24 protein-coding genes and 1 pseudogene are annotated in these 24646 nt (G+C 40.7%); 14 read left to right on the top strand and 11 right to left on the bottom strand.

Annotated features, from left to right (window positions below):
* Positions 1-325: pseudogene (locus A9479_RS11775) on the top strand (hypothetical protein); the annotation flags it as partial.
* A 57-nt stretch (positions 326-382) separates the two neighbouring features.
* Here A9479_RS11775 and ruvX read toward each other — a convergent pair.
* From ruvX to A9479_RS11745, 6 genes are all read right to left on the bottom strand, one after another.
* A complete protein-coding gene (ruvX, locus tag A9479_RS11770; RefSeq protein WP_064663514.1) occupies positions 383-832 on the bottom strand; it encodes a Holliday junction resolvase RuvX in 450 nt (149 codons plus the stop codon).
* A gap of 17 nt (positions 833-849) precedes the next feature.
* On the bottom strand, positions 850-1407 hold the full coding sequence (locus A9479_RS11765; protein ID WP_064663513.1) for a YqgE/AlgH family protein: 558 nt from the start codon (positions 1405-1407) through the stop codon (positions 850-852).
* A 135-nt stretch (positions 1408-1542) separates the two neighbouring features.
* Positions 1543-2493, bottom strand: a complete 951-nt coding sequence (gene gshB, locus A9479_RS11760) for a glutathione synthase (protein ID WP_013465847.1) — start codon at positions 2491-2493, stop codon at positions 1543-1545.
* Between the two features lie 66 nt (positions 2494-2559).
* On the bottom strand, positions 2560-3294 hold the full coding sequence (rsmE, locus tag A9479_RS11755; RefSeq protein WP_064663512.1) for a 16S rRNA (uracil(1498)-N(3))-methyltransferase: 735 nt from the start codon (positions 3292-3294) through the stop codon (positions 2560-2562).
* A 70-nt stretch (positions 3295-3364) separates the two neighbouring features.
* On the bottom strand, positions 3365-3838 hold the full coding sequence (locus A9479_RS11750; RefSeq protein WP_064663511.1) for a hypothetical protein: 474 nt from the start codon (positions 3836-3838) through the stop codon (positions 3365-3367).
* A 77-nt stretch (positions 3839-3915) separates the two neighbouring features.
* Positions 3916-4809: a hypothetical protein gene (locus tag A9479_RS11745; protein ID WP_013465844.1), complete on the bottom strand. Its 894-nt coding sequence runs from the start codon at positions 4807-4809 to the stop codon at positions 3916-3918.
* A gap of 78 nt (positions 4810-4887) precedes the next feature.
* Here A9479_RS11745 and glnE point away from each other — a divergent pair, with 78 nt between their 5' ends.
* The gene (gene glnE / locus A9479_RS11740; RefSeq protein WP_064663510.1) at positions 4888-7683 is read left to right on the top strand and encodes a bifunctional [glutamate--ammonia ligase]-adenylyl-L-tyrosine phosphorylase/[glutamate--ammonia-ligase] adenylyltransferase; all 2796 of its coding nucleotides are present in this window, start codon (positions 4888-4890) and stop codon (positions 7681-7683) included.
* Positions 7684-7747: 64 nt separating this feature from the next.
* Here the strand turns inward: glnE and A9479_RS11735 are convergent, their stop codons facing one another.
* The 3 genes from A9479_RS11735 to tolC form a co-directional block, all read right to left on the bottom strand.
* On the bottom strand, positions 7748-8320 hold the full coding sequence (locus tag A9479_RS11735; protein ID WP_064663509.1) for a toxin co-regulated pilus biosynthesis Q family protein: 573 nt from the start codon (positions 8318-8320) through the stop codon (positions 7748-7750).
* A gap of 37 nt (positions 8321-8357) precedes the next feature.
* Positions 8358-9281, bottom strand: coding sequence for an LpxL/LpxP family Kdo(2)-lipid IV(A) lauroyl/palmitoleoyl acyltransferase (gene lpxL / locus A9479_RS11730; RefSeq protein ID WP_064663508.1), 924 nt, complete (start codon positions 9279-9281; stop codon positions 8358-8360).
* Between the two features lie 107 nt (positions 9282-9388).
* Positions 9389-10747 carry an outer membrane channel protein TolC gene (gene tolC / locus A9479_RS11725; protein ID WP_013465840.1) on the bottom strand — a complete coding sequence of 453 codons (1359 nt, stop codon included), beginning with the start codon at positions 10745-10747 and terminating at the stop codon, positions 9389-9391.
* A gap of 158 nt (positions 10748-10905) precedes the next feature.
* Here tolC and A9479_RS11720 point away from each other — a divergent pair, with 158 nt between their 5' ends.
* From A9479_RS11720 to rraB, 9 genes are all read left to right on the top strand, one after another.
* Positions 10906-11532 carry an NUDIX domain-containing protein gene (locus A9479_RS11720; RefSeq protein WP_064663507.1) on the top strand — a complete coding sequence of 209 codons (627 nt, stop codon included), beginning with the start codon at positions 10906-10908 and terminating at the stop codon, positions 11530-11532.
* A 31-nt stretch (positions 11533-11563) separates the two neighbouring features.
* On the top strand, positions 11564-12022 hold the full coding sequence (locus A9479_RS11715) for a DUF1249 domain-containing protein (RefSeq protein WP_064663506.1): 459 nt from the start codon (positions 11564-11566) through the stop codon (positions 12020-12022).
* The gene (locus A9479_RS11710; RefSeq protein ID WP_064663505.1) at positions 12009-12794 is read left to right on the top strand and encodes a metallophosphoesterase; all 786 of its coding nucleotides are present in this window, start codon (positions 12009-12011) and stop codon (positions 12792-12794) included. The genes A9479_RS11715 and A9479_RS11710 overlap by 14 nt, the downstream gene beginning before the upstream one ends.
* Positions 12779-13342: a YqiA/YcfP family alpha/beta fold hydrolase gene (locus A9479_RS11705; protein ID WP_008110593.1), complete on the top strand. Its 564-nt coding sequence runs from the start codon at positions 12779-12781 to the stop codon at positions 13340-13342. Before A9479_RS11710 ends, A9479_RS11705 begins: the two co-directional genes overlap by 16 nt.
* Before the next feature lie 20 nt (positions 13343-13362).
* A complete protein-coding gene (gene parE / locus A9479_RS11700) occupies positions 13363-15252 on the top strand; it encodes a DNA topoisomerase IV subunit B (protein WP_013465836.1) in 1890 nt (629 codons plus the stop codon).
* A 27-nt stretch (positions 15253-15279) separates the two neighbouring features.
* Complete coding sequence (locus A9479_RS11695; RefSeq protein ID WP_064663504.1) at positions 15280-16374, top strand: sorbosone dehydrogenase family protein; 1095 nt, start codon at positions 15280-15282, stop codon at positions 16372-16374.
* Positions 16375-16384: 10 nt separating this feature from the next.
* Positions 16385-18682: a DNA topoisomerase IV subunit A gene (parC, locus tag A9479_RS11690; protein ID WP_013465834.1), complete on the top strand. Its 2298-nt coding sequence runs from the start codon at positions 16385-16387 to the stop codon at positions 18680-18682.
* Between the two features lie 166 nt (positions 18683-18848).
* The gene (locus A9479_RS11685) at positions 18849-19562 is read left to right on the top strand and encodes a 1-acylglycerol-3-phosphate O-acyltransferase (RefSeq protein WP_029610024.1); all 714 of its coding nucleotides are present in this window, start codon (positions 18849-18851) and stop codon (positions 19560-19562) included.
* A complete protein-coding gene (gene rraB, locus A9479_RS11680; protein ID WP_008110603.1) occupies positions 19562-19897 on the top strand; it encodes a ribonuclease E inhibitor RraB in 336 nt (111 codons plus the stop codon). Before A9479_RS11685 ends, rraB begins: the two co-directional genes overlap by 1 nt.
* Before the next feature lie 67 nt (positions 19898-19964).
* On the opposite strand, the gene zntB is transcribed toward rraB, so the two are convergent.
* Positions 19965-20936, bottom strand: coding sequence for a zinc transporter ZntB (zntB, locus tag A9479_RS11675; RefSeq protein ID WP_013465832.1), 972 nt, complete (start codon positions 20934-20936; stop codon positions 19965-19967).
* 532 nt (positions 20937-21468) lie between these two features.
* On the opposite strand from zntB, the gene A9479_RS11670 reads away from it, so the two are divergent.
* The 3 genes from A9479_RS11670 to A9479_RS11660 all read left to right on the top strand — a co-directional run bounded on the left by A9479_RS11670 (position 21469) and on the right by A9479_RS11660 (position 23908).
* Positions 21469-21891: an ATP-dependent zinc protease gene (locus A9479_RS11670; protein WP_008110607.1), complete on the top strand. Its 423-nt coding sequence runs from the start codon at positions 21469-21471 to the stop codon at positions 21889-21891.
* A gap of 66 nt (positions 21892-21957) precedes the next feature.
* Positions 21958-22863, top strand: a complete 906-nt coding sequence (rimK, locus tag A9479_RS11665) for a 30S ribosomal protein S6--L-glutamate ligase (protein WP_008110610.1) — start codon at positions 21958-21960, stop codon at positions 22861-22863.
* Positions 22850-23908, top strand: a complete 1059-nt coding sequence (locus tag A9479_RS11660; RefSeq protein WP_008110612.1) for a succinylglutamate desuccinylase/aspartoacylase family protein — start codon at positions 22850-22852, stop codon at positions 23906-23908. The genes rimK and A9479_RS11660 overlap by 14 nt, the downstream gene beginning before the upstream one ends.
* Positions 23909-24006: 98 nt before the next feature.
* Here A9479_RS11660 and A9479_RS11655 read toward each other — a convergent pair whose 3' ends face one another.
* The gene (locus A9479_RS11655) at positions 24007-24582 is read right to left on the bottom strand and encodes a mechanosensitive ion channel domain-containing protein (RefSeq protein WP_013465831.1); all 576 of its coding nucleotides are present in this window, start codon (positions 24580-24582) and stop codon (positions 24007-24009) included.
* Between the last annotated feature and the right edge of the window lie 64 nt (positions 24583-24646).

Raw genomic sequence — 24646 nt, 5'->3', positions numbered from 1 at the left:
TAAGCCACACCTTAATTTAACTGACGTAGAGCTCAACGCACTAGTTATCGCTTAAGCAGATCTCAGGTTAATTAAAAACGGTAATATTGGTGGCATTAAAGAAACCATGGCTAAATCAACAGAGATGGGCATGCAAACCTTTGACCAAGCGCTGTTTGAGCTTTACAGACAGCAACGTATTAATTATGCCGATGCGCTGCATCATGCGGATTCGCCAAATGACTTACGCTTGATGATTAAACTACGTAATAACGAGCAACAAGGCGCAGGCTTCTTACAAGGTGTGACCATTGATGGCCTTGATGACAAAGGCAATATGACTTAGTCTTAACACACATAAAAAAAGCGCCTAAGGCGCTTTTTTTATGTGGGTTTAAGTACTTTACTCACCATAACTGGCTTCAAAAAAACTCTCTAGAATGATCACCGCAGACATATTATCTACGTTACCTTTACCTAAATTTTTATAGCCACCACGTTCAAACAACCGTGCCTTTGCATCTGCAGTCGTTAAGCGCTCATCTTGGGTATGAACCGCAATACCGTAATGGTTGTGCAAACGATTAGCAAACTTTTTAGCTTTAAAGGTAACCTCTTGCGAGGTGCCATCCATGTTTAGCGGTAAACCGACAACCATTAAATCGGGTTGCCATTCTTTTACTTGCACAGCAATGTCATCCCAATTAGGGATGCCATCTTGGGCTTTCACCGCCTTTAAGCTGGTCGCACTGCCAGTGAGCTCTTGACCAATAGCAATACCAATACTCTTGGTACCAAAGTCAAATCCCATAACGGTGCGCTCACCTTGCGCTTTTACAATTTTTTTAGTCATGTTTGTCTTTTATGTTATTAAGCATGTCCAGCTTCGGGGCTTAATTGGCCAATATCAAAACCAAGCATAGAGACTGCCATTTCCCAGCGATTTTCTACTGGAGTATCAAAAATTATTTTAGGATCGGCTTTAATGATCAGCCAGCTATTATCAAGTAGCTCTTGCTCTAATTGGCCTTGTTCCCAACCGGAGTAGCCTAAAGTAATAATAAATTGCTCGGGTGCTTGGGCTGTGGTTAACGTGGCTAACACATCTTTTGAGGTGGTGATCATAATATCACTGCTCAACTTTTGGCTTGCCGAGTACCCAGGTTTAGGTGAATGTAGTACAAAACCACGGTCTGTTTTTACCGGCCCGCCAGCAAACACAGTCACTTGCGCGGCATGTTGAGATTTATCGTTATCAATATCAATTTTGTCGAGTAACTCACCTACGGTGACATCAATCGGCTGATTGATCACCAATCCCATAGCGCCTTCTTCGTTGTGTTCACAAATATAAGTGACGGCACGTTTAAAAAAAGGGTCTTGCATTGATGGCATTGCGATTAAAAAGTGATTTTCTAATGACTGCATAAGTTTTACCCTTTTAGTTATTGAATCTTGAGTATGGCATAGTCCCATGTTTTAACACTAAAAATTTATTCGAGTTTTCAGCGATGACACGATAAGCGTCATCGCTTTATATCTTTGAACTGATTCAGTGATAATTTATTTATTAAGCTTTTTCTCTATGGCGTCAAATAAAATGCCGGTAATTGAAATATCGTAAGCGGCTTCAATTTCTTTTACGCAGGTTGGCGCTGTTACGTTAATCTCAGTTAACTTATCACCAATAATATCTAAACCAACAAATATTAAGCCTTTTTCTTTCAAAGTAGGGGCGACCGCCTTTGCAATTTTAAGATCTGATTCGCTAATTGGGCGTGCTTCACCACGACCGCCTGCGGCTAAATTACCGCGTGTTTCGCCATTTTGTGGAATACGCGCTAAGCAATAAGGAATCACTTCACCATCAACAACCAATACGCGCTTATCGCCTTGAGTGATCTCTGGGATATAATTTTGCGCCATGGCAAAGCGGCTACCATGCTCGGTTAAGGTTTCGCATATTACGCCTATATTGGCATCATCGGCTTTTACTCTAAAAATAGAGGCGCCACCCATGCCATCAAGCGGTTTTAAAATAATATCTTTATGCTGGGCTAAAAACTCACGGATTTGTTTTTGGCTGCGTGTTACTAATGTATCTGGCGTGTGTTCACTAAACCAAGCTGTAAAGAGTTTTTCATTGGCGTCGCGCAAGCTTTGTGGTTTATTAATCACTAATGTGCCTGCTTGCTCTGCACGCTCTAAAATATACGTTGCGTAAATATATTCAGTATCAAAAGGCGGATCTTTACGCATTAAAATAACGTCTAAATCAGCCAGCGCTATGGTTTCTTTTTCTTCAAGTTGGTACCACTTTTGAGCGTTATCAAAAACTTGAGCTTTGGCTGCAGTGGCGTAGGCATTGCCTTGACGCAGCGATAAATCATCCATTTCCATGTAGTAAATTTCGTAGCCACGGGTTTGTGCTTGCATCATCATTGCAAAACCGGTGTCTTTTTTAATATTAAATCCACTAATAGGATCTGAAATAATACCTAACTTAATTGCCATGCGCTGTGCCTTAATTTATGTGTTTTTTACAACTGTAATCTTGATATGTGGGTGCTTTTAGTTATTTCAATTAGCTAAATCGCCAAATTGTAATTGCAGTGCACTTAAAACGGTTAACGCTGCTGTTTCTGTGCGAAGTACTCGCGGACCTAAGCGAATATCTACAAATTCTTGTTGTTTAGTTTGCGCCATTTCATCATCGGTAAATCCCCCTTCAGGGCCCACTAAAAAGCGTACGCCACCATCAGGAACAGTAATGGTTTTAATGCTGTGCTCGGCGCGCGGGTGTAAGGTTAATTTAATTGCATCGGTTTGCTGTTCAAGCCAGTGTTTTAAATCTACGGGAGGATTAATGGTTGGTACAAAGTTGCGTCCGGATTGCTCTGCAGCAGCAATGGCTATTTTTTGCCATTGCTGGTGTTTTTTTTCTAGGCGGTCGCCACTGAGTTTTACGCCGCAGCGCTGACTAAAAATAGGCGTTATTTCAGTGATCCCTAATTCAACCGACTTTTGAATGGTAAAATCCATTTTATCGCCACGGGATACACACTGGCCTAAATGAATCTTTAATGGCGATTCAACGTCATGAGGATTAAATTCAAGGGGCATAACAACCACGGTTTTTTTGCTCACTTCAATAATTTCACTGAGAAATTCCCCCCCTTCACCATTAAAAATAGAAACCTGCTCGCCCACTTTCATACGTAGCACACGGCCTACATGGCCTGCAGCGTCATCGTCAAGATTTAAAGGGGTGTTGAGAGCAATCGGTGATGATTGATAAATATGGGGCACTCGCATGGCAAATCACTTTTTTACATAGAGGTTATATCTCTCTATGGTAAGTAAGCAAAGGCTTGGGTGCAATTATTTATTTTTCATATTCGGGGGTTAAAAGCTCTGTTAACTCTTGTGCAGTTTGAGCTATGTCGGTATCACACGATAAATGGTTTGAATGGCATTCATCTTTTATGGGCTTAATTTCATACCCTTGATCTGTTTGAATAACCATATAGCGTTTTTCATGCAGTGAATTATAAATAAAGCGCTGTGTATCATCGGCGAGCAAGTAATCTGTTTGGTTAAACAGTACCCCCTGAATATTGTGGTGTTCGTGTAGGTAGCTTGCCAGCTCAGAAATGCTTATTTCGTTTTCAATATCGCAATAGCAATAATCTTTAACGAGTTCATCAAACATCATTTTAACCAGCTTTTGGGTATTAGCCCCGGCGATAACGATGTCTTTTTTAGCTGGATAATTTGAGTTTATATAGTATTTAATAAATGAACGACTAAACTCGTTGTCTATATCAATTAAGAGATAACTCGCTGTTTTTATTTCCATATGCCTAAAGTCCCTGTTAATTTACCAGACTATTAAATAGGGACGTTTAGTAACGGCTTAATTTAACCAGTTTGGTACTAAATTGAAAACATACTTATAAGTAAGTAACCAATAGCACAAAATACAGCAAATTCAATACACGCAATACCAATATTATCTTGATGATCGACTTCAAGTGCGGTGTCGATATTAGGCATTGAAATAATTTTTATAATATACGTTAAACAGTATAGTAACAGCCACATCACACCGCAATGCATTACCAAGGTAAATAAGTTTTCTACCATTTTACCATTTTGAAAGGCCGCACTAGATAAACCAGCATACGCCGCAAGTGCTAATCCAATTGACTTACCCGCATAGCGAATACCAATAGAGGTATTTTCTAAGCCAAAATTACTTTGCAATGAGGCGCCTTGATTTGCTTTAGCAAAGCGGTATTCACGTATTTTACTGTCCAAAGCAAACATTCCTTGCAACACAAAAAAGCTTACTGAGGCAATTAATAAATTACTAAACCCCTGAGTATGTGTCCATGTATATAAACCCAGCGCTAAAATACAATTGGCAATAAGCATCCCCGAGTCAACCAGCGCAGCACAGACGTTTTGCTTTAGTATTGCGGCTTCCTCATTAAAGCGGCGTAATATCCATTTACGATGGATTAAATGCCCCATTTTAATAAATGAAAAGAGCAGCACAATTAACAAAATCACTTTTAATGGGTTTGATTGTGCGGTGCTAATACTAATTTCATCAAATAAAAACGCCATGGTGGCTATAACAACAGATATTTCAGAGGCAAAACTAATCCCCATTGCAAAGTTATCATGCTGCGCCAATTCTTCTTTAAGTGCTTGTTTTGCTTTTATTTGAGTAACAATTCTTAAACTGATGATGATGACACAAATAACCACAAAACTAATAGCAATCGCAACTAAACTAGTGTTAGATAATGACAAATATGACATGGTGTTCCTAAATAGATTTACCTTGATAGGTTTTTAACCATTCTAGTATGGTTATTGGTGAGATAAAAGAGGGTATTGATGAGTAACGACACGCAGCTTCCTATTGAATTACAAAAACTCGGTGAAACACGCTTTGCCGCGCTGTACCCAGAGCAACAAAACCAGCAGCAGATAATACGGCTATTGGCGTTAAGTGATTTTGCTTGGCGCAGCTTAAGCTCTCAACCTGCGCTACTGTCTTGGTTACTGTGTGAGCACGAAATTAAAAATAGAGAAATTTTAGACCCTTTTGCACAGCTAGATATAACTAAAATAGAAGAGAGTGAGTGCCATAAGTTACTGCGCCAATACCGAGAAAAATACTGGTTAAAGGTGGCTTTTTTAGATTTATGCTGCAAAAACCCGATTGAAAATAGTATTAAATACATTAGTGAACTTGCTAATAAACTGATCGACAGTGCTAATCAATGGGCCTATAAAAATGTCGCTAAAACCAATGGTGAGCCATTAGATGAGCACAACAACCCGTTACCGTTAATGGTATTAGGAATGGGTAAACTAGGTGGACAAGAACTCAATTATTCATCTGATATCGATCTTATTTTTGCATATCCTCGCAATGTTAAAACCCAAGGTGGGCGTCGCTCGCTTGAAGCATCTGTCTTTTATACTAAAGTTGCCCAAAAGCTAATTACAGCACTTAATCAATGTACGGTCGATGGCCAAGTTTTTCGCGTAGATATGCGTTTGCGACCATTTGGGGAAAGTGGTCCGTTGGTAATGAGCTTTAACGCGATTGAAGATTATTACCAAGAACAAGGGCGTGATTGGGAACGCTACGCGATGTTAAAAGGGCGCTTAATTGGCACGCCTAACATTTATTGGCAGGAGTTTAATACGTTATTAAAGCCTTTTGTGTATCGCCGTTATATTGATTTTTCGGTTATTGAGTCGCTAAGAAAAATGAAGCTTATGATTGCCCAAGAGGTGCGTCGTAAGCGCTTAACCAATAATATTAAGTTAGGTGGTGGTGGCATTCGCGAAGTGGAGTTTATTGTTCAGGCTTTGCAAATGGTGCGAGGCGGCAGAGAGGCAAACTTACAAACGCAATCTTTATTAATTGCATTAAAAGAGTTAACACTAAGCCAAGTTATTGATGAGCTTGAAGCTAAAGATTTAAAAAGCAATTACTTATACTTACGCAAAGTAGAGCAATACCTACAAATATTTGATGATCAACAAACACAAACACTGCCCGATGATGAGCTAAATCAACAGCGACTCAATGTGTTGCTCGCTCAGGCAGATTTTGCGGCAACGCTTGTGAAAATAGAACATGTGATGAGCCAAATACATAACGAATTTACACAGGTTATAGGCGAAGAAACTGAACCACTTGATACCTGTGAAGGGGCGTTTATTAGTGCTTGGGATCACGGCGATGTTAGCTTTTTAAATGAGCCCAGAGATGAGTGGCAAACACCATTATACGACTTTAAACAACGACTTTCTAAAGCTAAAGTAGGCAATCGTGGGCGCGATATTCTTGATAAATTAATGCCGGCATTACTTAAACAGTTAAACGACTTTAATGCCAGTGCTAGCGCCTTTGCAACGGTATGCCAAATATTAAATAAAATTATTTCGCGCACCGCTTATCTAGAGTTGCTGTATGAAAATCCAGGAACGCTAAAACAATTGGTTTTACTTTGTTGTCACAGTAAATGGATTGGCGAGCATATTTCACTGTATCCAATTTTGCTCGATGAACTTATCGACCCTGCTGTGCTTTACAAGCCAACCCCATTAACTGCGTATAAAGATGAAATAAGACAGTATTTTTTACGCATTGAACATGATGATTTAGAGCTGCAAATGGAAGCGCTGCGTCAGTTTAAGCAAACCCATCAATTACGCATTGCCGCAGCTGATGCGACGGGCGTTATTGATGTAATGAAAGTAAGCGATCACTTAACAGCATTGGCTGAAGCTATAGTCGATCAGGCTGTAAATATTGCGTGGTACCACTGCGTAAAACGCTTTGGTATGCCACCTAACACCGATGATGAAAACAAGGGGTTTGCAGTTATTGCTTATGGTAAAACTGGCGGTTTTGAGGTGGGTTATGACTCTGATCTCGATTTAGTCTTTGTGCATAACCATGATGGTACAAGTTACACCAATGGTGATAAAGCGATTGACTCAAGGCAGTTTTATTTAAAACTCGCACAACGATTAATGCATTTATTTAATACCCGTACCGCCTCAGGTATTTTATATGAGTTAGATACTCGTCTGCGTCCAGAAGGTGCATCAGGGCTATTAGCTATTAACCTAGAAAGCTTTAATCATTATCAGCAAACGCAAGCATGGACATGGGAGCATCAAGCGCTGGTTAGAGCGAGGCTGATTTTAGGCCAAGCTGAATTAGTAACACGATTTGCACAAATTCGCGCCGAGATATTGTGCCAACAACGTGATGAAGATACTTTAAAAGCAGACGTGATTAAAATGCGCGAAAAAATGCGTGGCCATTTGGCTAAAGGCAATGCGCAGCAATTTGACTTAAAACAAGATGTGGGTGCCATGACCGATATTGAGTTTATAACGCAATACTTGGTATTAAAACATGCCCATGAGTTTACCCACTTATGCGATAATTCTGACAATGTGAGAATTTTAACTGATGCGGCTAAAATTGGCTGTATCAGCGATATTCAAAAACAGCAGCTTATTCAAGCGTATATAGACTATCGCTCACGCTATCATGTATTGAGCTTAGACCAGCAAGGTCGCTGCGTTAAACGCGAAGAGTTTAGTGAAAATATCAATAATGTTAGCACGGTTTGGAAGGCAATATTTGGGCTAGATTGAGCAATTTAATGTTATGCGCTCAGCAATATTTGAGCGCATATCAACAAAATTAAACCGAATGTAGTTAATTGCTTAGCTTTAAACAGTTTGAGCGTACAAATTCAGACGGTAGCTCGGTAATCACCGCTGCACGTTGTTTAGGGCAGAAAAACGCATACACTTCATTTGAAAAGTCATCATTAATAGAGCGGCTAACGCGGTATAAAGCGGAGTTAAAACTGCTATCTATACGAAAGTGATCTTTTATTACGTAATCTTTGTCTAAGTACCACATTAAAGTAATACCTTCGTTATTAGCATATTGGGTCAGTACAGTACGCAAGGTTGAGTCACGTTGAAAGCGGCGCGGGCCTACTTCTCCATTCCAATTTAAAGGCATAGGCTCTACTACAAAAGAGCGTTGGTTTAGCGCTCTGTCGAGGCTAAGATCGGGTTTTTCGAGTTGAATGACAAATTTGTCATTGTCTTTATTGACAGTAATTCTATCTCGAATTGATGCATAAAACCGCGATAACCCTTCAGCAGCAGCGTTGGTGGTTTGTTGATAATTAAGTGACGACGTACCATTTAGTAAAAAGTAAATGGCTGCACCAATTAACAATAAAGCTAAAAGTATATATCTAATCCAAAACCACATGGCTGTCACTCATCTTTGTTATTTTAATAACCCATCTTTAATAAAAAGAGGGGGCGTCTTTATCGGGTCGTGTTTTAAAACGTCTATGCAACCACATATATTGTTCAGGGGCGGCATTTATTGATTGTTCCATGCGCTGATTAACACGTGTTACATCGGCTTTATTATCGCCGCTTGGGAAGTTTTCAAGCTCAGGCACGATTTCTAGGTGATATTTTCCGTTGTCATCCCGACGCGTAATTAGGCTCATGGTTTCGCAATTTTTACTGCCTGCAAACATCAGTGTTCCGGTGGTAGTTGCTGTATTAGGTACTGCGTAAAATGGCACAAACTCACAGCGGTTACGGCCATAATCTTGATCAGGTAAGTAATAACAAACTTTTTTATTTTTTAAAGCTTTTAATAGCCCTTTTACGTCTTTTTTACCAACCATGTATTCGTTAGAGCGAAGGCGTCCATTGGTGGTGAAATATTCCATCAGCGAGTTATTGTGTGGGCGATAAAAACCAATACCTTGGCACTTTAATCCCATCACTCGACTTGCCATTTCAAGATGAAGCACATGTGGAATTAACAATAAAACGCCTTTTCCTGATTGTTGTACGCGTTCAAAGTGCTCAAGTCCTTTTATTGATCCTAATACTTTTTCGACCCGCCATTGTGGCCACCACCAAGCCATGCCGGTTTCAACCATGGCAATGCCAGTATTTTCCATGTTTTTTAATACTAAGTGTTGCTGCTCGGCTTCGCTCATCGAAGGGAAACAGTGTTTAATATTAACTTCAGCAATGTGCCTTCTACGCTTCATATATTTATGAACCAAGCGTCCAAGCTGCTTACCCATAGCTAATTGTAGTTTTTGTGGTAACCAAGAAATGAGATATAAAAACAAGACACCAATCCAAGTTAGCCAGTAACGAGGACCTAAAAAAGAGACTTTAAAAGGGGATGAGTTGACCACAAAAATTTCTCTAAAAAATAAAAGGCTAGTTTAACGCTATGCGCTCAAAAATACAAAAAGCCAGCAAAAAGCTGGCTTTAGTAATTATTTATAATGAAGTCGTGTGTTTAGTTAACCGTATTTAACCCTTGGTTTATACCCACTAAGTCTTCGCGGCTTAATGTGCCTGTTGCTTGTTTTAGACGAAGCGTTGACACAACATAGCGATAACGCACATCAGCAAGATTACGCTTTGCGTTGTACAAGTTTTGCGTACTGACGAGCACATCAACAATGGTACGTGTACCCACTTCAAAACCCGCTTCAGTGGCTTTTAGTGCACTTTGTGCTGAAATAACCGCTTGTTCAAGCGCTTTATAGGTCGCAATATCAGATACCACTTGGTTATAAGAAGTAATAACAGAGCGAGTTACTGCGCGATAATCCGTTTCAAAATCTTGGCTCGCAGCAACGTAAAATGCACGTGCTTGATCTGTTGCAGCAACCGTTGCGCCACCAGAGTAAAGTGGTACGCTAAAGTTAAGTCCAACAGATGTTGAATCTGAACGAGGCTGGTCGTCAAAACTAGCGCCATTTAACTCGCTATCTGTTAATGAGTCGCCGTAACTAGCATTTAAAGTTAGTTTTGGATAATGCCCTGCTTTAGCAAGTTCAATTTGCTCTTTAGCGATATCAACCGTAATTTTTGATACTTGCAGATTTAAGTTTTTGTCTTTCGCTATTTTAACTAAATCAGTTGCAGGCGTACTTGGCTTAACAGTAGAAAACGTTTCGGTGTTTAACATATCTAGCTTTGCATGGTATTTACCGGTGATCTCACGTAGTTGCTCACGGGCTGTTTCTACCGCATTATTAGCAATGATTTCTTGCGCTACTGAGTTATCAAATTGTGCTTGTGCTTCATGTACATCGGTAATAGCCGTTAAACCTACAGCGTAACGTTGTTTAGTTTGTTCAAGTTGGCGCTCAATGGCACGTTTTTCAGCTTGTACAAATTCAAGGTTATCAATAGCGCTTAATACGTTAAAATAGCCTTCAGCCACACGTACTATTAAATCTTGTTTAGCAAAATCGTACTGGCCACTAGCTTGCAGTGCTTGTTTGTCAGCAATGCCGAGTGAATTCCACGCGCCCAAATCAAATAGCGTTTGGCTTAAGCTAATACCACGTCTGAATTGGTCCGTTTCACTTTCGACTTTAACTTGGTTTGATAAATCGCCTACGCTTTGAAAAGAGGTCGAGTCACTTTTTTCATAACTCATGCTTAAACCAATTTGCGGTAATAGTGCGCTCATAGCGCGATCGCTTTGGTATGATTGTGCATCAGCTTGGGCTTTTGCTTTTAAAACGGTAGGATCGTTGGCTGTTGCGATTTCAAAAACTTGAAGTAAATCTTCTGCATTGGCTACGGTTGAGCCCAATGCGCATGATAAACTAACCAGTGCAGCAAGGATGTTCTTTTTCATGTGATGTTCGGTCCTTAGACAATTTTTGTACTAGTAGCATGTTAACCTGTTTTAACTAATAACTAAAAAAAAAATTAGTAAAACAGCGTTCTCAAGTGTAACAGAATATATACCTAAATGACGTTGATGTATTTGCACCCTCAAAAAGGAAAGAATAGATGGCGAATAAAAGTCGTATTAAATTTACCCATGACGATGTGAGATTAAAACCAATTGAAAATTTGTATGATGGTTTTTTTAAAATAAACCTTTATCAATTTAAGCATGCCTTATTTGCGGGTGGAGAGTCTGAGGTAATTCGTCGAGAAATTCTTGAACGCGGAGATGCGGTCGCAGTTTTACCTTATGACCCAGTGACTGAGCAAGTGCTGCTAATTGAACAAATTCGAATTGGCGCAATTAAAAGCAAACACACGCCTTGGCTGTTAGAATGTATAGCGGGCATGACCGATGGCAGTGAAGATTACGAGTCGGTTGTTAAAAAAGAAGCGTTTGAAGAAGCCGGGCTTAATTTAACAGAGCTTGAGTTTATGTTGTCTTACCTTTCAAGCCCCGGCGGTACTACAGAGCGTTTGTTTTTATATTTAGCTCATGCCGATTTAAGCCAAATGAGCACCGGCATTTATGGGTTAGACACCGAAGGTGAAGATATTAAAACGCATATTATGGATTTAGATGAAGCATTTGAGCGACTCAATCGTGGCGAGATAGATAATGCGGCTACGGTAATTTGCTTGCAATGGTTAGCACTAAATCGCGACAGAATACGTAAGAAGTGGGCATAGTTTTTAATTTTTTAATAGTAATGGCGGTATTTTGACAGCACTTTTAACGACTAATCGATACATTCAAAGCCTTCCAAAGTATTTAACACTTTGTGAGCATAATTACGTACGCCTTTTAAAATTACTACCTAGTGAACGAGCGATTGGCAGTGTTAGAGAAATCAAACTGGGCCACAGTGAATTTGCCATCAACATAGATGACATTGCCAAGTACACCCTTGATGTATCTATTAAACAGTTATCAGGAATGGTAAGTGGTATTTCGCCTTTGTATTTAACAGTGCGCTTATATAATGATGCTAAGGTAGCCGAAATTGTCCACCATGATTACCACCAACGAATCAAACCTTCCTATGGCTACCCTAATCCTAAGATGCATCAAAAAGATGAAAAATATCAGTTGAATGCTTTTTTATATGATTGGTTGGTTGCCTGCGTAGAGCGAGGTCAATCAACACTTAATTGGGATGTAAATAATGGCTTGGTTTGATGATACGTATTATTTTGAGCAAGCCCAGCTTCGTATAGCCCATATAACGGATTGTCACCTTTTTAGCGATAAGCAGGGCGAGTATTTTGGGGTTAACACCGCAGAACATTTTACTAGGGCACTTACAGATATAGCAAAACAGCAGCCTGATGCCTTGATATTTGGTGGCGATTTAACCCAAGATCACAGCTTTAATTCCTATTTATTATTTGCTGAACTGATTCATAATAGTGACCTTGATTGCCCCGTATTTTGGGTTCCCGGCAATCATGATGAAATTGATCAGCTCAATTTAATTAGTGGCGGGCAAATACAACGCGCTAAACATATTGTGGCGCAAGGGTTTGAACTGATATTAATTAATTCTAAAGGAAATACTCCTGCTGGGTGGGTGACGCCCTCGCATTTAGAGGAAATTATGGCGTGTTTAGTCGATTCAGATAATCGTCATATTGTATTTTGCCATCATAACCCATTGCCTATTAATGGCTACCTAGATAAACACATGCTAGAAAATGGGCCGCAGCTATTAAATTTATTAGTTAATAATGGCCGCGTTGATGCGCTGTTTCATGGGCATGTTCACAATGACTACCAACAGCAATTTAGAGAGCTTGATATTTACGCGACACCGGCCAGTTCCGTGCAGTTTACAAAGCACAGTGCTACTTGGCAGCAAGAAGATAAAGGGGCGGCTTATCGTATGCTGCACTTAAATGCTGAGCAACAAAAGGTGCATATACGCACGGACGTGGTATGGTTAAACGAGTAATCTATATTCACGGTTTTAATAGCTCTGAAAAATCATATAAAGCTGTGCGCTTTGGTGAGCTTATGGCACACTATGATGTTGATTATTGTGTGCCACGCTTAAATCATGAACCTATAGAGGCGATTATAGCGCTTGAACAACTATTAACACCGAATACCGTATTATTGGGCAGCTCGTTAGGTGGTTTTTTTGCCACGTATTTATCGCAGCGTTATCAAATTCCTGCGGTGGTAATTAATCCTGCCGTTGCCCCATATACATTATTAGAGCCTATACTTGGGCCTAATTATAATCCGTATCAAGATTATAATTACCAATTACAATCTCGTCATATAGATGCGTTAAAAGCATTAACGGTGACAGAGTTAAAACACCCTGAACTGTTGTATTTATTACAGCAAACAGGGGATGAAGTGTTAAATTTTCAGCACGCAATAAAGTATTACTCACAATGTAAACAGTTAATTGAATTTGGCGGCGATCATAGCTTTAATGGCTTTGAGCGAGCTTTTTCAAGCATTGTCGATTTTCTTAAAATCAGATATTAGCGTATATAAAGATAAAAACTATGACTCAACAAAATTATAACGCCGAAGCCATTGAAGTACTTAATGGATTAGAGCCGGTAAAACGCCGCCCAGGCATGTATACAGACACATCGCGCCCCAATCATTTAGGCCAAGAGGTTATTGATAACAGTGTTGATGAAGCAATGGCCGGGCATGCGACGCGTATTGATGTCATTTTGCATGAAGATAACTCACTTGAAGTGAGCGATGATGGTCGGGGGATGCCGATAGATATTCACCCTGAAGAAGGTATTCCTGGGGTTGAACTAATATTCACCAAATTACACGCAGGTGGTAAATTTTCAAATAAAAATTACCAGTTCTCTGGTGGTTTGCATGGGGTAGGTATCTCGGTCGTTAATGCGCTATCTACCCGCGTGGAAGTAACGGTTCGCCGTGACGCACAGCAATTTAGAATGGCTTTTGAGCATGGCGATAAAGTTGAAGATTTAAATGTTATTGGCTCAGTGGGTAAACGCAATACCGGTACTACCGTGCGCTTTTGGCCAGATACCAGCTATTTTGATTCTGCTAACTTTTCACTGACTAAGCTTAACCATTTATTAAAAGCCAAAGCGGTACTATGCCCAGGTTTGCGTATTAAGTTTGTAAATAAACAAACGAAAGAAACCCAAGAGTGGTTTTATGAAACCGGCTTAAAAGATTACTTAGTAGAAGCAGTTAAAGGCTATGAAATACTGCCTAAAGACCCATTTGTAGGTGAGTTTTCAAGTTCTATTGAAGGCGCTGATTGGGCCGTTGTATGGATGCCTGAAGGCGGTGAGTCAACAGCCGAAAGTTATGTAAACTTAATTCCTACCGCACAAGGTGGCACCCACGTAAATGGCCTGCGCCAAGGGCTTTTAGAGGCGATGCGTGAATTTTGTGAATTTAGAAACTTATTACCACGTGGTGTAAAGCTCACCCCAGATGATATTTGGGAACGTTGTAGTTATGTATTGTCGGTAAAAATGCAAGACCCACAATTTGCAGGGCAAACCAAAGAAAAACTCTCATCACGTTCATGTGCTGCGTTTGTATCGGGTGTCGTAAAAGATGCTTTTAGCTTATGGCTAAATGAGCACACTGACACTGCAGAGTTACTCTCTGAATTGTGTATTTCAAATGCACAGCGTCGCTTACGCGCGGCTAAAAAAGTAGTTCGTAAACGTGTTACTTCAGGCCCTGCATTACCAGGCAAACTGACCGATTGTAGTGCTGCTGATAATGACCGCACGGAATTGTTTTTAGTAGAGGGTGATTCAGCGGGTGGCTCAGCTAAACAAGCGCGAGATCGTGAGTTCCAAGCAATCATGCCACTAAGAGGTAAAATTTTAAATACTTGGGAAGTAGAATCAGGGCAAATTTTGGCCTCTCAAGAAGTGCATGATATTTCAGTGGCATTGGGTATTGACCCCGATTCAAGTGATTTATCAGGGCTGCGTTACAATAAAATATGTATATTAGCGGATGCTGACTCGGATGGACTGCACATTGCCACTTTATTGTGTGCCTTATTTGTGCGCCACTTCCCACAATTGGTAAAAACTGGGCATGTGTATGTTGCTATGCCACCGCTGTTTAGAATTGATATTGGTAAAGATGTTTATTACGCGCTTGATGAAGATGAAAAAACGGGCATTTTAGCGCGTATAGAAGCAGAGAAAAAACGCGGTAAGGTAAACGTGCAACGCTTTAAAGGCTTGGGTGAAATGAACCCGCTACAATTGCGTGAAACAACCATGGATCCAAATACCCGTCGTTTAGTGCAGCTAACACTTGATGAAGAAGAACAAACAATGGAAATGATGGATATGTTACTTGCTAAAAAGCGTTCATCAGATCGCCGCCAATGGCTTGAAGATCACGGTAACAAAGCACAAGTTTAATAAGCCTTTGGGCTACAGGAGAGGCAAATGAAAAGACTATTTAGCACACTGTTGTTACTCGGCTTTATGTCATCGCCAGTGATGGCGAAAAATATTCTCGACAAGCTGACGGCTGCCCCAGGGTTTGAAATAAGCTTATTTGCTGATGATGTTGAAAATGCTCGGCAAATTGCAGTATCAAGCCGGGGTATAGTGTATGCAGGGTCGCGTAATGCGGGTAATGTGTATGCATTGATTGATCATAACAGCGACGGCGTTGCAGATAAAAAAATAGTGATTGCAGAGGGACTCAATATGCCCTCGGGTTTAGCGATTAAAGACGGTGACTTATATGTCGGTGAAGTGCACCGTATTATTCGTTTTAAAAATATCGATAAACACCTCAAAAACCCTGAGTATGAAGTGTTTTATAGCGATTTACCGTCAGAGCGCCACCATGGCTGGAAATTTTTACGCTTTGCGCCAAACGGCGAGCTGATTATTCCGGTGGGTGTTCCCTGTAATATTTGCGAAGAAGATCCTCGGTTTGGTCGTATTTTTTCGTTAAACACCGACACCAAAGAAATAACCACTTTAGCCAAAGGTGTGCGCAATACTGTAGGCTTTGACTTTCACCCTAGCACGCAAATGCTATGGTTTAGCGATAATGGCCGCGACATGATGGGGGATGATATTCCACCCGATGAGCTAAACCGCATCACTAAAGAAGAAGAACATTTTGGTTTTCCATACGTGCATGGCGGCGTTATTGTTGATCCGGAGTTTGGTGAAGGCAAAAACATTGCTGACTACACTCAACCTGCATTGGCATTAGGTGCGCATGTTGCGCCATTAGGTATTCATTTTTATACCGGCAAGCAGTTCCCTGATAGCTATAAACAACAGTTATTTGTAGCTGAGCACGGTTCATGGAACCGCTCTAAAAAGGTCGGTTATAAAGTGGCAGTGGCAACTATAGAAAATGCCAAGGTAACAAAGTATACGCCACTGATCACCGGCTTTATGCAAGACGAAACGACATTTGGACGCCCTGTTGCATTTGCACAATTAAATGATGGCAGTCTATTGGTAAGCGATGATTACGCAAACGTAATTTACCGCGTAAGCTATAAGAAAAACTAGGTAAGCTTTAATGAGTGATACAGATACCTTGCTAATGCAAGGAATTGAACAACAAACAATGGGGCGTTTTACCGAAGACGCCTATTTAAATTATTCAATGTACGTGATCATGGATCGTGCCTTACCGCACGTTGGTGACGGCCTAAAACCAGTGCAACGTCGTATTATTTATGCGATGAGTGAGTTGGGATTATCGGCAAATGCAAAATACAAAAAATCAGCCCGTACCGTGGGTGACGTATTAGGTAAATACCATCCTCATGGTGATAGTGCCTGTTATGAAGCCATGGTGCTGATGGCGCAGCCGTTCTCTTATCGCTACCCCTTGGTGGATGGGCAAGGTAACTGGGGTGCAGCTGATGATCCTAAGTCATTTGCGGCAATGCGTTACACTGAAGCGCGTTTATCTAAATTCTCTGAGGTATTACTTAAAGAATTAGGTCAAGGGACCGTTGATTGGACGCCAAATTTCGATGGCACAATGGATGAGCCTTTAGTGTTGCCATCGCGCTTACCGCATATATTACTTAATGGGGTAACTGGTATTGCTGTGGGTATGGCAACCGATATACCACCGCATAATGTGCGTGAAGTGGCCAGTGCCTGTTGTTTATTACTTGATAAGCCAAAAACAGAGCTCGAAGAGTTACTGGATTTAGTGCATGCGCCAGATTACCCAACCGATGCTGAAATAATTACGCCTAAAGCTGATATTCACAAAATTTATAAAACCGGCCGTGGCTCAATTAAAATGCGTGCAGTGTATTGTGAAGAGCAGGGCGATATCGTCATTACCGCTTTGCCGCACCAATGTTCGGGTGCAAAAGTACTTGAGCAAATTGCAGCGCAAATGAACGCTAAAAAGTTACCAATGGTGGCTGACTTACGTGATGAGTCTGATCACGAAAATCCAACCCGTATTGTGATTGTGCCGCGTTCAAACCGAATTAAAGCTGAGCCATTAATGGCGCACTTATTTGCAACAACCGATCTTGAAAAAAATTACCGCGTAAACTTAAACATGCTGGGCTTAGATGGCCGTCCACAGGTTAAAGACTTACGTAGTATTTTAACTGAATGGTTAACCTTTAGACGTGAAACAGTGCGTCGTCGTTTGCAATATCGACTCGATAAAGTACTCGCAAGATTACATATTTTAGAGGGCTTGCTTGCTGCCTTTTTAAATATTGACGAAGTTATAGAAATTATCCGCTCTGAAGATAAGCCTAAACCATTATTAATGGAACGCTTTGAGTTAACTGATATTCAAGCGGAAGCCATTTTAGAATTAAAACTTCGCCATTTAGCAAAGCTTGAAGAGTTTAAAATTCGTGGTGAGCAAGACGAATTAGCCAAAGAGCGTGACAAATTAGAGCAAACATTAGGCTCAGACCGTCGCATGTCGACGTTGCTTAAAAAAGAAATTCAAGAAGCCGCAGAAATGTATGGCGACGATCGTCGCTCACCTGTTATTGAGCGTGTGGAAGCCAAAGCACTGAGCGAAAAAGATTTAATCCCTTCAGAGTCTGTGACTGTTGTTCTATCTGATAAAGGCTGGGCACGTGTTGGTAAGGGTCATGACTTAGATGTAGAAGGGTTAAATTACCGTGCCGGTGATGGCTATAGAGCATCAGCGCGAGGTAAAAGTAATCAACCTGCGGTATTTTTAGATTCAGCTGGGCGTGCATTTGCGACCGATGCCCACAGCCTACCTTCTGCAAGAAGCCAAGGCGAGCCTATGACAGGGCGCTTTAACTTAACCTCAGGCGCAAGCTTTGAGCACGTAGTTATGGGTGAAGACGCTCAAGTATTGCTAATGGCTTCTGATGCCGGTTATGGCTTTATTACTGACTTTAAAGATTTAGTCAGTAAAAACAAAAACGGTAAAGCCTTAGTGAGTGTGCCAAAAGGTGGTGTGTTACTTTCGCCAATTCGCGTTAATGACGTTGCCAGTGATTACTGTATGGCAATTTCTAACGAGGGGCGAATGTTGTTATTCCCACTGCGTGATTTACCTAAGCTAGGTAAAGGGAAGGGCAATAAGATTATTTCTATTCCGGGCGCTAAAGTACAAGCGCGCGAAGAGTTTGTAAAAGTATTAGCTGTTGTGCCGCAAGGCAGCAGTGTTACGCTGCATGCAGGTAAGCGTAAATTGACGCTTAAACCAAGCGACCTTGAGCATTACCATGGCGAGCGAGGCCGCAGAGGGAACAAGTTACCTCGTGGTTTACAGCGCGTTGATGAAGCCGTGGTAGAGTTAACACCTCAGCAAGTTGATGAGCCAAATTCAGATACTGAGCAAAGTTAAAACACTCGAAAAATTAGACTAAACTAGATAACGGCTTACTTAGGTAAGCCGTTTTTTTATGACTGTTTTATTTCAGCGAACGCTTGTGCGCTATTTTCTCGTCTGCGCAACAAAATAACGTTATAATAAAGCAATACATGATTGTGGTTATATTGGAGAGGCGCACTTGCTAGCTGTTATACGTATTTTAATAATGCTGTTGTTTATATTATTAAGTTGTTTTTTTGGTTTGTTGTTATCAATATTTAGACCATTTCATCCTAATAATGTACATGTTATTGCAAGTTGGTTTGGCTCAATGGCTAAAATGCTTGGGGTTAAATTAGAACTAAAATATCATCCCGATGCGCTTAAGGTGGGGCCTGCTGTGTATGTAGCGAATCATCAAAATAGCTACGATTTATTTACTATTCCAGCCATGGTACCAAAAAATTGTGTGAGCGTTGGCAAAAAAAGTCTTAAATGGATCCCATTTTTTGGGCAGCTTTATTGGTTGTCGGGTAATATTTTAATCGACCGTTCAAATCGTTCAAAAGCTGCTGGCACAATCTCAAAAGCAGCGGCTAAAATAAAACAAAAAGGCTTATCGGTGTGGATGTTCCCTGAGGGGACGCGTAGTTATGGTCGTGGTTTACTCCCCTTTAAAACCGGTGCATTTCATACCGCAATGAGTGCAGAGGTGCCTGTTGTGCCAGTATGTATGAACACAACCGATAAAACCATTAAACTAAATCGCTGGGATAATGGTACAATTTACATTGAAATGTTAGCCCCCATAGCACTTGATAACAGTATCAGTGCCCGTGAACATGCTAAAAGTGTGCACAGTATTATGGCTGCTAAAATAACAGAATTAGATGCTCAAGTGAGAGAGAAATAATGGAAAACTGGCGTGAAATAAGTGAAGACATCGTAACTTCACTACTTGAAGATGGTTCCGATCCAGAAATTCTTTATGAAGTAGAACACCACTTTGTATGTGAAGACTTTACTAAGTTAGAACAAGCGGCATTGGCTGCGTTTAAACTAGGTTACGATGTAGAAGAGCCAGCAGAACTTGAGCTTGAAGACGGTGAAAAAATTTGGAGTTTTGACATTGTTGTTGAAGCCGAATTAGATGTCGACGTGATAATGGAAGACGTTGACAAACTCGCGCAACTTGCTGTTGAATGCGATGTTGAATACGACGGTTGGGGCACTTACTTTCAAGAGTAAGGATTACCAATGCAAAAGGCGAACAATATGTTCGCCTTTTTTGTGTCTTATTGGATCTGTATTGTAATTACAGCCACTTTTTATTTTTAAAGTAAATACCAATCCCACCAGTTAAAACAATTAAAAACACCACAAATGCAGTGAATGCATAGGGGCTTTCTGTTCCAGGTATACCGCCGACATTGACCCCCAATAATCCAGTTAAAAAGCCCAGCGGTAAAAATAAAGCAGCCACCACCGACATTACATACATCCGCTGATTTAATTGCTCAGAGACCTGGTTTGTAATGGTTTGTTGGATAACAAGTGCGCGCTCTATTGAACTATCGAGCTCTTCTAAATAGCGAATAAGTAAATTGGTGGTTTCATTTAGCTTGGCTTTATCATCGTCAAAAAGCCATGGGTAATGATTATTAACCATGCTACTGAGTGCTTCTTTTTGTGGTTTTAAGTAACGTTTTAGCGCGATGGTTTGACGGCGAAGTTGCGACAAGCCTTGGTTATCAAACTTTTTACTGGGCTCATCAATTTCCTCTTCAAAATCATCTAAGCTTTCATCTAGCTCATCAATTACTGTTTGCATACGTGAAGTGAGCTTGTGCGCTAATGTACACACCAATTCAGAAATACTGCATGGCCCCTCATTATTATTCAACGAGGCTAGAATATCTTGCACTGATAATAATCGGCGCTTACGCGTGGTGATCACCACATCGTTATTTATAAATAACCGAATAGACACCATGTCTTCAGGGCTTTGTGCTGGATTTAAATTAATTCCACGTAAAAACAGCATATGGCCATTCGTTGTAGGAGTAATACGAGGGCGTGTTTCATCAGCAGTGAGTGATTCCAGTTCATAGTCGTTTAACAGCCCGCAGTTTTTTAACCAATCCACCGCATCTGTTTGGCTGTAGTCCATATGCACCCACAGTTTTCCATCAGTTGGTTGCCATTGGTGTAATTGTTTGCTGTTTTCTATGGGGCGTGCACCGCCTTTTTCATCAAGAATAAGCGCATGAAGTAAGCCATTAATCATAATAATTTCTCATCGATAGTATATTTTTAATACAGTTAACTGTAATGTATTTAGGATCTGTTTATCTTTCAAGGTTAAATTTTCAGCAGTCTATTTGGTATTTAGGCAAGGCAGAGTGTGGTTATTCCCCATAAATAGGCGATAACACAACATCAATGCCAAATAGGCGCTGCCCGAAGGGTTCTGCCTAGGGGCAATTAACTCTTTGTTGCTCGATTTTTACTTAGCCCACTAGGTTACAAACCTCGCGCCGCGATTAAATTGCCCCTAGTTTGAACAAATATTAATTCGTAAAGGTCAACAGACCCTAGTTAAATAAATAAAATTTAGCTTTACTTTGTATATGTTAAACTGAGTTTAGCAACAAAAACTTATGTTTTAGCCTATGGTTAAATGCATACGTAAGAGCTGCATTGTTAAACGAGTTAACTTAAAAGGTCAATCAAATCGGCTTATCGAGTAGATTAATTTATTTTGTTGGTGTTTTATTTGCTGTAGCGTATAAAACACTTTTTTTACTAAGGGCACATTTATGACGACAAAAATAACAGTTGGTTGGCGTGAGTGGTTGAGTTTACCCGAGCTGGGCATCGAGCAAATTAAAGCAAAAATAGATACCGGTGCACGTACTTCCTGTATTCATGCAATTAATATTGAAGAATATGAAGTGGAAGGCGAAAAATGGGTTAAATTTATAGCCCAACCATTGCAAGAAGACGAGCAAACGCAAATTACCTGCAATGCCAAAGTTAAAAAAATGAAGTACGTTACCAGCTCTAGTGGCCAAAAAGAACTGCGTTACTTTATTGAAACTACATTACATGCTGGCGAATTTAGTTGGCCAATAGAAATTACATTAACAAGTCGTGCGTCAATGAAGTTTAGAATGTTATTAGGACGCACAGCTATGGAAAATCGTATAGTCGTTGATCCGGCTTTATCACATTTATTATAAGAATTCGTTGAGTAGCAAACATACTTATATGTGCTTGCTCAACATAATTTAGTTAAGGTTTTAACTATGAAAATTGGTATTTTATCTCGCAACAAAAATTTATATTCAACGCGTCGTTTAATTGAAGCGGCTGAGCAACGTGGTCATGAAGTAAAAGTGATTAACGCGCTACGTTGTTATATGAATATAAACTCAGATCAACCTGAAATCCATTACCGCGGCGAAAACCTAAAAGATTTTGATGCCATTGTTCCGCGTATTGGCGCATCAGTTACTTTTTATGGCTGTTCTGTATTACGCCAGTTTGAAATGATGGGTGTTTATCCGGTTAATGAATCTGTGGCTATTTCTCGTTCGCGCGATAAATTACGTTCTCTACAATTATTATCACGCAAAGGCGTAGGCATGCCAGTAACAGGCTTTGCTAGCAAGCCAGATGACGTAAAAGACTTACTCGAAATGGTAGGTGGCGCACCGGTCGTTATTAAGCTACTTGAGGGCACTCAAGGTATTGGTGTGGTACTTGCTGAAACACGTAAAGCGGCTGAAAGTGTTATTGAAGCGTTTATGGGGTTAAAAGCCAATATCATGGTACAAGAATATATTAAAGAAGCGGGTGGTGCGGATATTCGTTGCTTTGTACTCGGAGATAAAGTGATTGCTGCAATGAAACGTCAAGCACAAGAAGGTGAGTTCCGCTCAAACCTTCACCGTGGTGGTAGCGCTACACTGGTGCGTATTACGCCAGAAGAGCGTAAAACAGCGGTTGCAGCGGCAAAAGCAATGGGCTTAAACGTTGCTGGCGTTGACTTACTTCGCTCATCTCGTGGTCCTTTGGTTATGGAAGTAAATTCATCGCCAGGTCTTGAAGGGATTGAAGTGGCAACAGGTAAAGATATTGCGGGCATGGTGATTGATTTCATCGAGAAAAATGCTGCAAGTAAAGGAACGGCAACTCGTGGCAAAGGTTAAAATTAACCGACCTTTCACCCTATTAGGTGAAAGTATTGGTGTAGGTGAACGTAAAACACTCGCGCTAGAAGCTGCAAAGCTTTACACCCATTCACCGCTTAATATTCCTATTGAAGTGGTTAACGGTGTAATGGAAGGCCCTGTATTGATGGTGTGTGCGGCTATACACGGCGACGAACTAAATGGGGTTGAGGTTGTGCGCCAGTTACTGGCTAAAATCGACCCTAATCAGCTTCGTGGTACATTAATTGCGGTCCCGATTGTGAATGTATTTGGTTTTATTCATAAATCGCGTTATCTGCCCGATCGCCGTGATATGAACCGAAGTTTTCCGGGGTCTGAGCGTGGTTCATTAGCAGGTCGCATGGCGTATATGTTTTTTAACCAAGTAGCTGTGCATTGTACGCATATTATTGATTTGCATACGGGGGCGATTCACCGTACTAACTTACCGCAAATTCGCGCTAATTTAGCCGATGAAGCAACAGCGCAAATGGCTAAAGCCTTTGGTACGCCTGCGGTTATAGATGCGTCATTACGTAATGGCTCGCTGCGTAGTGAAGCCGCTAATTTAGGTATACCTGTTATTACTTATGAGGCGGGTGAAGCACTGCGCTTTGACCCTATTGCGATTGCTGCAGGCGTGCAAGGGGTTGATTATGTTATGCGACATTTAAAAATGATACGCGGTAAACGTCCTAAAAAACTGCCTGATCCTGTGATTGCAAGCTCCACTAGTTGGGTGCGTGCAGAAGTAGACGGCATAGTAAGAGCGCAAGTATCGTTAGGTGAGCGAGTAATGAAAGGCCAAGTGCTTGCTTATATTAGCAGTCCGCTTGGCGATTCAGAACTTGAACTCCTTGCTCCTCGAAGTGGTATTATTATTGGCCAGCAAACTATGCCACTGGTAAATGAAGGCGATGCCGTATTCCATATTGCTTATTTTGCGCATGCAAATAGTTTGGTAGAGCAGCAGTTAGAAACGTTTATTGATGAGATAAATGATTTAGATGATGAGCTGAAAACGGCTGAACTAAATAATTAATACCAATTTGCTCAATTAAGTGAATTGGTATGACTCTATCTGTAGATATAAAAAACCGCCTTAGTTTTAAGCTAACGCGGTTTTTTAATAGGTGTTGTTTAGCTACGCGGTTTAGGGCCAATAATGCGTTTAATTTTAGGCGCTTTTGTTGGTTTAGGCTCCGTATTAAGCACTAACACCGGGCGGGTAACAAATAAGTTATTAGGGTAAATCACTCTGTGGCCATCAACGTGTTCGAGTAAGACATTCATCAGCCCCATTTCAATAATACGCCCTTCAATGGCGTTAGCTCCATCCACAATTCTCACCCAATAACCTACACGGCAGTCATTTTGAATAAACATCAGTAAAAACGCGGTTAAGTTACTCAGCAATGACCACGCCGCAAATAATGCAACGCCTAGCATGGCAAATAAAGAAGAGCCTAATACCAGTAAACCACGCAGTTCTATTCCCCAAAAAACTAATACTAAACACAGCATCACAAAGGCGAGTATTATTTTTAGTAGTAGCTCTGCACGGTACTTTCGGTGTAAATCGATTTTACCTCTGATAGCTTTTTCGAGTAATTTTTTAGTTACTTTTAATAGTAGCGGAAAGCTCAAAAGGGCAATCACGGTCACGATAAGTTTATATTGTGTGCCCAAAAGCTCTAAAAGGGTGATTAATTCCAAAATGTATTCTCACAATAATGATAGGCGCAAAGTGTAACGTTTAACGTAGGCGCGCAGTAGTGAT

Origin of the sequence: Pseudoalteromonas sp. MQS005, from assembly GCF_001661605.1 — a bacterium.
Taxonomy (GTDB): Bacteria; Pseudomonadota; Gammaproteobacteria; order Enterobacterales; family Alteromonadaceae; genus Pseudoalteromonas; species Pseudoalteromonas tetraodonis.
Note: the sequence above shows the minus strand (reverse complement) of the source record. Positions and strands in the feature narration are given on the sequence as shown.